At 52.8% G+C, this 12,743-nt stretch carries 9 protein-coding genes; 4 read left to right on the top strand and 5 right to left on the bottom strand.

Translation table 11 applies throughout. From position 1 onward, the window contains the following. Positions 1–80: 80 nt before the first annotated feature. The 3 genes from atpA (at position 81) to ACYVC2_RS16025 (ending at position 3,609) form a co-directional block, all read left to right on the top strand. Positions 81–1,655, top strand: coding sequence for a F0F1 ATP synthase subunit alpha (gene atpA, locus ACYVC2_RS16015; protein WP_461103450.1), 1,575 nt, complete (start codon positions 81–83; stop codon positions 1,653–1,655). A gap of 85 nt (positions 1,656–1,740) precedes the next feature. After that, positions 1,741–2,625 carry an ATP synthase F1 subunit gamma gene (gene atpG / locus ACYVC2_RS16020; RefSeq protein WP_461103451.1) on the top strand — a complete coding sequence of 295 codons (885 nt, stop codon included), beginning with the start codon at positions 1,741–1,743 and terminating at the stop codon, positions 2,623–2,625. Between the two features lie 414 nt (positions 2,626–3,039). Further along, complete coding sequence (locus ACYVC2_RS16025) at positions 3,040–3,609, top strand: DUF4136 domain-containing protein (protein ID WP_461103452.1); 570 nt, start codon at positions 3,040–3,042, stop codon at positions 3,607–3,609. An 89-nt stretch (positions 3,610–3,698) separates the two neighbouring features. On the opposite strand, the gene ACYVC2_RS16030 is transcribed toward ACYVC2_RS16025, so the two are convergent. The 4 genes from ACYVC2_RS16030 to ACYVC2_RS16045 form a co-directional block, all read right to left on the bottom strand. Further along, complete coding sequence (locus ACYVC2_RS16030; protein ID WP_461103453.1) at positions 3,699–4,628, bottom strand: DUF6607 family protein; 930 nt, start codon at positions 4,626–4,628, stop codon at positions 3,699–3,701. Positions 4,629–4,819: 191 nt separating this feature from the next. Next, on the bottom strand, positions 4,820–5,350 hold the full coding sequence (locus tag ACYVC2_RS16035) for a ferritin (RefSeq protein WP_461103454.1): 531 nt from the start codon (positions 5,348–5,350) through the stop codon (positions 4,820–4,822). A 105-nt stretch (positions 5,351–5,455) separates the two neighbouring features. Further along, positions 5,456–5,818: a hypothetical protein gene (locus ACYVC2_RS16040; RefSeq protein ID WP_461103455.1), complete on the bottom strand. Its 363-nt coding sequence runs from the start codon at positions 5,816–5,818 to the stop codon at positions 5,456–5,458. Positions 5,819–5,896: 78 nt separating this feature from the next. Further along, positions 5,897–7,270, bottom strand: a complete 1,374-nt coding sequence (locus ACYVC2_RS16045; protein ID WP_461103456.1) for a peptidoglycan DD-metalloendopeptidase family protein — start codon at positions 7,268–7,270, stop codon at positions 5,897–5,899. A 557-nt stretch (positions 7,271–7,827) separates the two neighbouring features. On the opposite strand from ACYVC2_RS16045, the gene ACYVC2_RS16050 reads away from it, so the two are divergent. Further along, positions 7,828–11,007: an ExeM/NucH family extracellular endonuclease gene (locus ACYVC2_RS16050; protein WP_461103457.1), complete on the top strand. Its 3,180-nt coding sequence runs from the start codon at positions 7,828–7,830 to the stop codon at positions 11,005–11,007. A 226-nt stretch (positions 11,008–11,233) separates the two neighbouring features. Here the strand turns inward: ACYVC2_RS16050 and ACYVC2_RS16055 are convergent, their stop codons facing one another. Then, positions 11,234–12,715, bottom strand: coding sequence for an APC family permease (locus ACYVC2_RS16055; RefSeq protein WP_461103458.1), 1,482 nt, complete (start codon positions 12,713–12,715; stop codon positions 11,234–11,236). Between the last annotated feature and the right edge of the window lie 28 nt (positions 12,716–12,743).

Below are 12,743 nucleotides of genomic sequence, written 5' to 3' on the forward strand. Positions count from 1 at the left end.
TCACTGTCGGCAAGCTTTTATTAAATTTTAATTGTACCTTTGCGCCCGAAAAATCAATATTAAAATTTCATTATACTCATATGGAATCCGTAAGACCCGACGAGATATCAGCCATCCTGCGCCAGCAACTGGCCGGAACCCAAACCGAGGCTGAACTCGAAGAAGTCGGTACGGTGCTGCAAATCGGCGACGGCGTAGCGCGTATCTACGGCCTCTCGAAAGTGCAGGCCGGCGAATTGCTGTCGTTCGACAATGGGCTTCAGGCCATGGCTCTGAACCTGGAAGAAGATAACGTTGGTGCCGTATTGCTCGGCGATTATTCGGAGGTTAAAGAAGGCGATACCGTTAAACGGACCGATCAGATTGCCTACGTAAACGTAGGTGATGGCATTCTTGGACGCGTGGTGAACACCCTCGGCCTGCCGATCGATGGCATGGGCCCGATCCAGGGCGAACTGTTCCAAATGCCACTGGAGCGCAAAGCGCCGGGCGTTATTTTCCGCCAGCCCGTAAACGAACCTCTGCAAACAGGAATCAAGGCCATCGACGCCATGATACCCATTGGTCGTGGGCAGCGCGAGCTGATCATCGGCGACCGGCAGACGGGGAAAACGGCCGTAGCTATCGACACCATCATTAACCAGAAAGAATTCTACGACAAAGGACAGCCCGTTTTCTGTATCTACGTAGCCTGCGGTCAGAAAGCATCGACCGTGAAACAGGTGGAACAAACCCTGCGGAAGGCTGGCGCGATGGACTATACCGTCGTCGTTTCGGCTAACGCATCGGATCCTTCGCCCATGCAGTTCTTTGCTCCGTTTACGGGCGCGGCCATCGGCGAATATTTTCGCGATACGGGCCGTCCGGCACTGGTAGTATACGATGACTTATCGAAACAGGCCGTAGCTTACCGTGAAGTGTCGCTGCTGCTGCGTCGTCCGCCGGGACGCGAAGCGTATCCGGGAGACGTGTTCTACCTGCACAGCCGGTTGCTGGAGCGGGCCGCTAAAGTCAACTCGAACGACGAAATCGCCAAGAATATGAATGATCTGCCGCCTTCCCTGAAAGACAAGGTGAAGGGTGGTGGTTCGCTGACGGCGTTGCCGATTATCGAAACTCAGGCCGGTGACGTATCGGCTTACATTCCGACGAACGTAATTTCGATTACCGACGGGCAGATCTTCCTGGAGTCGAACCTGTTCAACTCGGGTATTCGTCCTGCCATCAACGTAGGTATCTCGGTATCGCGGGTAGGAGGTAACGCGCAGATCAAGTCGATGAAGAAAGTGGCGGGTACGCTGAAACTCGACCAGGCCCAGTTCCGTGAGCTGGAAGCCTTCGCGAAATTCGGTTCGGACCTGGACGCATCGACCAAACTGACGATCGAACGGGGCCGTCGGAACCAGGAAATGCTGAAACAGCCGCAATATTCACCGGTTCCAGTTGAGCAGCAGGTAGCGATCATCTATGCATCGACCAACGGTCTGCTGGATAAAGTACCTGTCAACAAAGTGAAAGCGTTCGAAAGCGAGTTTGCCATGGTTCTGAGCGCTCAGTATCCGAACGTGCTGGCCGAGCTGCGCGCCGGTAAGCTGACCGACGAAGGTACCGCAACGCTGAAGAAAGTAGCCGCTGATCTGTCAGCCCAATACTAAAATGAGTTAACAGTGGTTAGTGGCTAACTGGCGGTGAATCGACCGCTCAACCAGTCACTAACCACTGCCGACTATCGATTATTTTATGGCCTCACTGAAAGAAGTACGCGCCCGGATTTCGTCGATCAATTCGACCCAGCAAATTACCAAAGCCATGAAAATGGTGGCGGCTGCCAAGCTGCGTCGGGCGCAGGATAACATCACGCAGCTGCGTCCTTACGCGCAGAAACTCACCCAGATGCTCGGTACCGTTTCGGCGGGTGCCGAAACAGCGTCGGAGAGTCCGTACAAACAGGCTCGCCCGATCGATCACGTTCTGCTGATCGTCGTTACATCGGATCGTGGTTTGTGCGGAGCGTTCAACACAAATGCCGTAAAAGGTGCACTGGCATTGATCGAAGAGAAGTATACGGCACAGGCTCGTTCGGGGAATGTCGAAATCATGGCGATCGGTAAGAAAGGAGCTGAAGCGTTCCAGCGTCGGGGATTCAAAGTCAATACAGCCCACATGGATGTATTTGGATCGCTCAACTTTGCTACGGTTCGCGCTGCAGCTGAAGAAGCCATGGCTGGTTTTGCCAACGGTCGATACGATGTCGTGGAAGTAATTTATAATGAGTTCCGGAACGCTGCCGTGCAGATCGTACGGACGGAGCAGATGCTGCCTATCGTGTCGGCGCAAACGCCCGGTAGTGCCTCGGCCGCAATCAATTATATATTTGAGCCATCGGAAGAAGAAATCATTACCGAACTGATTCCCAAAACCATCAAGATACAGTTATATAAAGCTGTTCTCGATTCCAACGCATCGGAACACGGTGCCCGGATGACGGCTATGGATAAGGCCACCGATAACGCGGGCGAACTCCTGAAAGAGTTGCGGCTGGTTTATAACCGGACGCGTCAGGCTGCCATTACGACTGAAATTCTGGAAATCGTGGGTGGTGCTGAAGCCCTGGCCAGCGCTTAACAAATACCTACAGTCTGCCATTTAAAAAGCCACTGTCCGTACGGGCGGTGGCTTTTCTATTTGATCGTAATTTTTGAGGATCATTGCAACGGTTTACGCGCCAAATGCGTCATGTTATTAAGTAGCAACCCATTGCAACTGTTGTGAGCAGCAGGAGTAATTCCGGCGCGTCGAGCGCTTTGGAAACAAGCCGGTGAACCGCTGGAATGAAAGCCGGATTAATCCCTTGTTAAAATTACTTAATTCGCTATTAATTGCTGATATTCAGTACGTTAAGCTTGGTAGTATCTACTTGTAAACTTCTAAAAACCGGAACGAATGAGCGCTACTTTTAGTTATTGAATTGTCATATACGAATGAGTGTTTCCTCAGCGTTTACTAATCGGTTTGACACCATCTAACGACTTAAATTACATGAAATTCAAAGGCATAATCACCAGTCTGTTCGTCGTCGGTACGCTGGCGTCCTGCGCCCCTTCAATTACCGTTAAATACGACTACGATCCTAAAGTTAACGTTCGGCAGTTTTCCACCTATCGGATCGAAGCTGACCGGCAACGCAACGCTGACCCCATCGTCGGTAGCAACCTGAACCAGCGTCGGATTGCCGATGCGCTCGATCAGTCGCTTAAAGGACGTGGTTACAAGCCCGTTACGCAGGGTGAAGCGGATCTGATCGTTCGGTTCTTCATGGACTCGAAAGATCGGCAGCAAATCCAGTCCAACAACATGTATTCGCCTTATTCGTGGTGGTACGGTGGTATGGGTAACAACGTCTACTCGCGGCAGTACGAAGAAAACCGCGTGGTGATCAACGTGCTCGATGCCCGGACCAATGATATCGTATGGCAGGGTTGGGCTACCGGTCAGTTGAACAATCGAAACAAAGAGCGTGATCGTGATCAGGCTTTCCGCGAAACGGTAACCAGCATTATGAAAAACTTCCCCGAAAGTGCCGGCCAGGATTATGGCGCAGCTCGCTAAGGGTCGTTATTCCCCAATACAAACCGGCTATCGTTGGATAGCCGGTTTTTTGTTATAAGGTAGCGCGGACTTCAAACCGCGCTACCTTACTACTTAATATACTTTTCGATCGTCTCCCGGATTAACCGACGGCTGCTGGCCGAATTGTAGCCTCCTTGTTGTGTAGTGAGAGCCAGCTCATCCAGTTCCCGGCCCAGCACCTGACCCTTCACCTGTCCTCGGATGGTCACCACATTGCGGCTCGCCAGCACCTCGTTCCAGACGGTTCGTACGTCGGCCCAGTAAGCGCGGTTTTCGGCCCACCAGCGTTTTGCGACTTCGCACTTGCGTTCGTCCGTACGCTTGTACGCATTCAATCCTTTCTCGGCTACCAGAAGCTGATCGCCCGATTCTGAACGGATCACTTTATCGTTGTCCTGTTCGTGCACGTACCCATCGGCACGAATCTCGTGGTGATTAGTCCGGCGCAGCACGTTGTAATCCGAGCGCTTGGTGTATTCGCGACGGGGCAACGGAGCGTCGGCGGTACTTTCCCAGTAGTGCCGGCCGTCGGCATGAATCCAGGTTGCCGACCCTTCGTAACGAGGACTGTCGTCTACTTCAAACACTTTCTGGGTCCATTGCCCTTTGACTTGAGCCGCTGTAAGGTTTTCGCGCTTCCAGGAGGCATTCTGGTCGAACTTAAGCAGGCTCGTGTTCTGATAGAGCCAGTCTTCGCGCCAATGCTTCACAACGATTGAGTCGCCAATGACCAGCAAGTGCTGAATCACGATTCGGGACGGGTGAAGAGCCGGTCCGGCTTCTTCATCGACAAATACCCACTCAACGCCTTTAGCTCGGTAGCGATCTTTAAATACGTAGCTTTTTTCGGGAGCAAAGGTTTCGGCATACAGGAAATCGACGTCATAACAACCACACTGGGCCTTTATAGCAGTGATATCCTCAGTATTGGGAGCCGGCTGCGCCAAAATAGTTCTGGTGCTGAGTGATACCAAGGTTATAAGAGTAGGTATACGCATGGTGAACAGGAATTAACAACCAGAATTTACCTGGACAAAAATAGTTTCTCCGGAATGTAATGCATACGGTTCCGAACGCTTTTGAACCAACCGGATTGGTTACGTCATAAGATTGGATGAATGTAGAAGCCAACTCGCTAAAATAAAAAAGGCATCCGCGATGGATGCCTTTTCAATCGGTCATAGGTTGGTTATTCAAAGACGTTGCCATCGTAGGTAACGCTGGCGAGTTTTTTATCCAGGTAATAAATCTGATCGGCGGGGATCTGATCGATCAGTTCGAGGCAACGACGGGCAATGTATTCTTCTTCCATCTGCTCTTTCACGTACCATTTCAGCAACTCCTCGGTAGCGTAGTCACTTTCCCGGCGGCAGATGCCGATGATACGGTTGATCGAATCGGTAACGGCAATTTCCTGATCAAGAGCGCCTTCGAATACCGAACGCAGCGAATCGAATTCTTGGCCTACGGCCGGCACTTCGGGCGAATAAGCCGTAGCCCCCTGATCGCAGAGATAATGGAAGATTTTCATGCCGTGTTTGCGTTCTTCTTCCGACTGCTTGTAAAAAAAGCCCGCACAATGGTCAAGACCATTCCGGTCGCACCAGCCCGCCATCGCCAAATATTTCGATGACGAAATCATTTCCATCTGTATCTGCTGGTTCAGCGCCAGCTCAACGCTTTCTTTAACCGAGGTGCGCAGTCTTGCTAAATCTTTCATAAATAATGGCCGTTTCCGGTGAGAAATCTTATAGCAAAACAACACAAAAAAACCGGACCTTGTTAGAGAGCCGGTTGATTATCAGGAAATTTAGAAAAAGTCTATTTATGCGTGCTCAGGCAGGGAACAGCCACATTCCCGCAGCATGGAATTAAGCTCCAGCATGAGCCGGGCACCGGCGAGCAGCTCGCGCAAATGAATGACTTCGCAGAGCGTCAGCACATAGCAACGCTCGGAGCGCGGAAGGGTCAAAATCTCCACATCGTCGGCGGCTGCCGTGCTCAACGCCATCTGGCGAACATCGACCGTTTCGACCATCCGCCGAAACTGCGCAAAATCGCGGGCGGATAGGGGGGTGTGGGTATCCCAAAATTCCAGAATCAGGCGGTTGCTGCGATCGCACTGATAAACAACACCTTTGTCGGTCCGAAATACTTCCTGGTAAGTGGCGGGTACGTTGCCGGTCATGGTTGCAAAAAAGAATAAGCAAAGATAAGCAGCAATCGTTAATTTAGATAGTGTCTAAACAATATTTTAACCCTGAGTTTAGTGAACGGAGGTCGTTGATGGTTTATTCGAATCGACAGTCATCGGCAGCCAGCCCGTCATCCCATCCGTGCTTCGTACGAGCTGAAAGAAATTGCCGAGCGCCAGCACCTCTACCGCCGTACCCGCAGCCAATGTTTTAACGATCGCTGCCTGGCTATCAGGTTCGTCGAGTAAGTTGCCCGCTGCCGAAAGCGTCAGTCGGCGAAGTGGTCGCCCGGCGGCTTCTGTCGTACTGCTGAGAACATAGCCTGTCAGGCCATCCGGCGTTTCCACCCGAAGCCAGGTTTCAGTTCCGCCAATAATGGTCATTCCCGCCGATTTAGGCAGTGTACGCAGCATGGGCGCATCGCTGGTGGGGGCAAGCCGTATTACCGTACGCGGAGCCGCCACCCGTACCGAATCGCCCAGCCGCGATGGCGCGAGCAAAGGCTGCCTGGCCGGACCGCGCCCCAGCCGGATAAACGGCAAGGGGTCGGTTGCTCCACCCATGGTATTATAAATGCCGAAATGCAGGTGTGGCCCCGTAGTGCGGGCATTGCCCGTATTACCGACGAACCCTACCGTATCGCCGATGGATACGCGTTGCCCGTTCGAGACGCTCCAGCGGTCGAGGTGCGCATAGTACAGGCGGATATTACGTTCGTTATCGGTTAGAAACGCCACGTTACCGCCCAGGCTGTTCGACCCTACGCCCGTGATTACGCCATCGACGGCCGCAACGGCGGGTGTACCCTTAGGCGCGAAAATATCGACGCCTTCGTGTCTACGCCGGCCGCCATCGCGCGCAGCCCCAAAATAACTACTGATCTGCCGACTGTCGCGCCCCTGCACCGGGAATGCCAGAGCTGGTTCGCGGGTAATGCTGATCGTGTAACTGTCGCTCCGCAGCAGTTCGGGTTGCACCCGAATGAGATAGGTCTGGGCTTTTCGGGGTTCCCAGGCCAGCACGTTCGTATCGGCTTTCGAAGAGGCCAGTAGACTGGTGCGGTTCCGGTCATCCAGTGAGAAGACGTCGATAAACACCTGAGTGACTTTCCGACCCTGGGTTTCGATTCGGATCAGAAACCGGTCGCCCCGTTGCGCATCGAGCCGATAACCAACCGCAAAGGCTTTGTTGGCCGAGAAATAGCCGGTTTCGCGGTAAGGAACGGTGATTTTGAGCGAATCCCGCAGTGCCCGCTCACCCGCCTGGAGCCAGTCCGTACCGAGGGCCGTGCGATCGAGTTTCGCTTCTTTCAACGATTGCCCGTACTGATCGTGCAGGGATGTAGGACGGAAGAGACTGGTAGTCGGTCCCACGCCCGTGCAGGCAGCTAGGCTAGTGACCAGTAAACCAAGAGATAATATGTACTGTAATCGAGTGCGAATCATTGGTTATCGTAAGCTTCTCACAGGAGACGATGAACGAGAGAGTTCGTAACTCCCCTTCACCCTGGTATAACGAACAGACTACTACTGTAAAGTTTACAGACCCGTCAGTTGTTTTTAAAATTCGAAACGAAGTATATAAATCGGTATTGGGGCAGAAGGATAAGTTTTTAATCGATTGTATAACAATCCTTCCGGGTTTTCACTTTGTACCAGTACACGCCAATAGTATGAGTTAACAAAAGTGCTTCTTGAATAAATACATTTTCTGGCCAAATAGAAAGTTGTCCGGATAAATTTGGTTTATTCGTTGAAATATGTTAATTCTAATAGAAAAAAAGGGTATTAGCTTTATCTTGTTGGCTGTTATTTTAACATCTACTACATGGACATAGTTGGTCAGTCTGGAATGTTAAAGCTCCCCTTCTGTTTAATGTACAATTTCAGTCGCTTTTGTGGTTAGTAGTGTCCTGCTAATGTCTTGTCCAGCAGGCTCTTCACGTTCTTTCCAATCAGTTAATGTTTATCCGTTCAAGTCAATCATCCAATTAAAGCAAGTGATGAAAAAAGTTTTTACAACGTTAAAATTTAGGCATGGGGCAGTAAAGAGTCTGGGGTATTCGTTGCTCCTGATGCTGCTAATGGGGTTTGGGGCTGGTACAGCTCAAGCACAACTGCTGATTACAAATGCATTCTCAGGAACCAACGTTTGCCCCACACCCGGCAACTCTGTGAGTGTTGTTTCCAACGCAACCTTCTCGGCTTTTTCCCGATCCACCCTCACGTGTACACCTGCTGCCAATGTGTTTAACAGTACTACGCTGAACAACACCGCATCGCGGGCAGATAATAGCTACATTGAATACAGTGTTACGGCTAACACGGGCTATGCCCTGAATTTAACGCAGCTTTCTTTCTTCAGACAAGCTAGTGGAACGGCTCCTAACTCTTTAATCGTATCCTATAGCACAGACGCGGCTAATTTCAATACGACCAGAGTAAATAGCTCAACGTCAGTAACTCCGACTACAGGTACCGTTTTATCCTGGAGTTTTACAACTCCGATTACAACCACCGATGGTGGAACTGTAACCTTCCGGTTTTATCCGTATGGGACAACTCGGGCAGATGGGGGTGCTGCCGCTGCAGCAGCGACGGGTACTTTTAGATTAGATGACGTTGCCCTTTACGGTACTGTCGACCCGGTAGGGGATATCCCACCAACAGTGACCAGCACAACGCCTGCTAACTCGGCAACCTATGTAGCGGCCAATTCAAACATCGTTGTCAACTTCTCGGAAGCGGTTACGGCGTCGGCCAGTTCGTTTAACATTTCAGGCTCGTCCAGTGGCAGCCACTCGTTTGCGCTGACGGGCGGCCCAACCAGCTTTACCCTAAATCCAGACACTGATTTCGCCGATGGCGAAACTATTACCGTTACGGCCCTGGCTGCGCAGATCGCCGATCAGGATGGCACGGCCGATCCACTGGCGGCCGACTACTCCTTCTCGTTTACGACGATTCCGTCTCTTACGGTTGTGAAGATTCATGACATTCAGGGAAGCGGCTCTACGTTTAATACAGCCTTTGGCGGTGTGCAGGCCATTGAAGGGATCGTAACGAGGAAATTTGCCGGATCGACCAAACTCAATGGTTTTTACCTCCAGGAAGAAGATGCCGACGCCGATGGCAACCCAGCGACCTCGGAAGGGATTTTTGTGTATGACCCTTCGGGCGTGTTTACGGGTAACGAAGGCGACAAGGTCCGGGTGGTTGGCTCGGTGGTCGAATATACGAGCGCATCGGGCGGAAACACCAGCTCACTGACGGAAATAAACCTGCTCGGTCTGGTCAATCTGGGAGCCAGTACGCTTCCCACGCCTATATCCGTTACGCTGCCTGTCGCTACTGTATCGGACCTGGAAGCCTACGAAAGCATGCTGATTACGTTGAGCGCAGCCACCGGAAATCTGGCGCTCACGGAATATTTTCAGTTAGGACAATATGGGCAGATCGTGGTGTCGGCTACGGGCCCTAGTGACATAAGTGGTACCGATGCGCGCCTGGACCAGTACACGCAGTACTTTGCGCCCAGTGTATCGGGCTATGCGGCCTACCTGGCCGAACTCGCCAAGCGTAAACTTATTCTGGACGACGGTAGTAGCGTCGCTTATCCTAATCCGGTTCCGTTTGGGCGGGGTGGTCAGCCGCTTAGTGCCTCCAACACGCTGCGTGGGGGCGATCAGGTAACCAGCGTGACGAGCGTACTCGATGAGCGATTTGAAGGATATCGCCTGCAACTTAACACCGGTGTCGACTTTTTGCCGACCAATGCCCGCCCGGTAACACCACCGGCAGTGGGTGGTACGCTGAAAGTGGCCAGTGCCAACGTGCTCAACTTCTTTAACGGCAACGGGTCGGGGCAGGATGGCTCGGCGGGTGGCTTCCCCACCTCACGTGGTGCTTCTAACCTAAATGAATTCAACCGGCAGCGGGCTAAAGTATTGGCGAACCTGTACGGTACCGGTGCCGATATCATTGGGTTGATGGAAGTAGAAAACGATGGCTATGGATCGGCCAGCGCTATTCAGAACCTGGTGAATGGCCTCAACGATCTGGCCGGACCCGGTTCATACACGTTTGTCAACCCTGGCACCAGCATCGCAACGGATGAAATTACGGTGGCCATGATTTACAAACCCGGCAGCGTCAGTGCGGTCGGAGCACCGGCTTCGTTGTCGACCAGTACGGCTTTTGCAGTGGTAGGTCGTCAGCCGCTGGCACAGACGTTCCAGCAACGCTCGACGGGTCAGATTCTTACCGTAGTGGTCAACCACTTCAAATCCAAAGGGTCTAGCTCCGGTGGAGCAGGCGATGCAGATATTCTCGATGGACAGGGAGCCTCGAACGGAACCCGGACCCGCCAGGCTCAGGACCTGTCCGAATGGCTGGCAACCGCTCCGACGGGCACGACCGACCCGGATTACCTGCTGCTCGGTGACCTGAACGCTTACGCCAAAGAAGATCCGCTGACGAAACTGGCTAGCTATGGCTATAACAACCTGCTGCCGACTACGTCCTATTCTTACGTTTTTGATGGACAGATCGGCTCGCTGGACCACGCGTTGGGTAGCAATAGTTTGGTTACGCAGGTGGCCGGTGCTCAGAAATGGCACATCAACGCCGACGAACCCAGCATTCTGGATTACAATACGGAGAATAAATCGGCTGCTCAGCAGGCCAATCTGTACAGCGCCGATCAGTTCCGCTCGTCGGACCATGATCCGGTCCTGGTTGGTTTAAATCTACAGACGCCCCCCGATCTGACCCCCGTTATTACGGCTCGCCCGGCTACGGCCGTCGGTACCATCGACTTCACGGTTGTGGTAGATCTGTATGAAGTTAATTCGGTGGCTACCAGCGGACCGATCACCGTTCGGGTTACCCGCGATTCGCACGTAAACCTTACGCTCGATGCCGGAGCCAGTTCGGTCGGTGGCAAACCCGTGCTGAATTCGGCCTGGGTGCTCGACACGTCTAACCCCAGCTACTATACCCTGACAACCAGTCAGGTCATCGCGGCCGGTGGACAGCTCTCGTTCGGTCTCAGCGGTACGCTAGCGGCTAACTCGACCACGGGATCGCTGACAGTCAGCCCGGTTATCCTGGCCGGTAGCGGGGGCGATGTCGATCCGACGAACAACTCTGATTCAGATAAGGTCGAATATTTTCAGCAGTAGTTGCCTAAGCGTCATTCAATAAAAAACGGGTCCACTTATGCAAGTGGACCCGTTTTTTATTGAAAATATAGTTCGTTTATGATCAACTAGTCGGTGTAATGATTTTTGTCGTCCCGACGGCAGGAGGGGGAGTAGCCTATCCTAACTTACCAGCGTGTACGCTTTAAGATACCTTCTGCCGTCGGGATGACAAACCCGAAAGATAATAACCTGCCAGTTGACTACATTAAGCCTGCTGGCTGCGCTTCGTCAGTAAATAGACAGGAACTCCCAGCCCTGCAATCAGCAAACCCATGCCCGTATTGAATGTTTTAGTATAAAGCAGAATCCCGCAGATGGTCAGGCCGGCGATGATATACAGAGCCGGCACGACCGGGTAGCCAAAAGCCCGGTAGGGCCGTTCGGTCTGGGGTTCGATGCGCCGGAGCCGGAACAACCCCGTAATGGTGATGATGTAAAACAACAGCGAGGCAAATGTGCAATAATCCAGCAGATCGCCGTATTTACCGGACAGACACAGGAGCGAGGCCCAGAGACATTGCAGCCATAAGGCCCGCCCAGGCACGGCATTTTCATTGAGGTGCGACGCCTGCTTCAGAAACAAACCGTCTTTGGCCATGGCATAGTAGAGCCGGGCACCCGCCAGAATCAGCCCGTTGTTACAGCCAAAGGTCGAAATCATGATCAGCACCGCCATAATGGCTACCGCTACGTTGCCGAAGATCGTCTCGACGGCCGCCGTAGCAACCCGGTCGGCTTCGGCAAACTGAATACCCCGGCCAAGAATGTCCGTAGCCGTGGGCGATCCTTTCAAAGGCAGCAGCGACAGGTACGAAATGTTGGCTAAAAAGTAAATCGTCGTTACGAGCAGGGTACCGAAAAATAAAGCGAGGGGGATGTTCCGACGCGGGTTCTTGATTTCGCCCGCAATGAAGGTTACGTTGTTCCAGGCATCGGCCGAGAACAGCGATCCTACCATCGAGGTGCCGAACGCCAGCACCAGTGCGATACCCGCCAGCGGAAGCACCTCGCCCGTAGTCGATGTGAAGCTAGCATCCCACGCATTCGTCAGGTTGGTAGATAATTGCCCGCTGTTCAGCCCGAGTGCGATGCCAACAACGATCAGGCCCAGTAAGGCAATAAGTTTGGCCGAGGTAAATACGTTCTGAATCAGCTTGCCGCTTTGAATGCCCCGACTGTTGAGCCAGGTCAGCAATACCAGGCTGGCAATGGCAAACAGCGACCCCAGCGTGATCTTGATGGGGCCGAGCGCCAGCAGTACATTGTCGGGACCCAGCGCGGGGACAAAGACCGCCGTAAATTTGGTGAAGGCAACGGCAACGGCCGCAATCGTACCGGTTTGAATGACCATAAAGACCGTCCAGCCGTAAACAAAGCCCATCAAAGGCCCGAAAGCCCGCTGGATGTAGATATACTGGCCGCCCGCTTTGGGCATCATGCCCGCCAGCTCACCATAGCTCAGCGCGGCCGCAACCGTCAGGACGCCCGTCAGCACCCAGAGCATCAGCAGCCAGCCGGACGAACCAAGGTTACGGGCCATATCGGCCGAAACAATAAACACGCCGGAGCCGATCATCGAACCGGAAACGATGAGCGTTGAGTCGAGCAGACTCAGGGAACGATTGAATTCTGTTGGTTCCGTAACTACGTCTGCCGTCGGAACTGAGTTCTGTAGGTTGTTTGCCATGAAGAAGAGGATATCTCTACAAGAACCG

The sequence above is a fragment of the Spirosoma koreense genome, assembly GCF_054777875.1.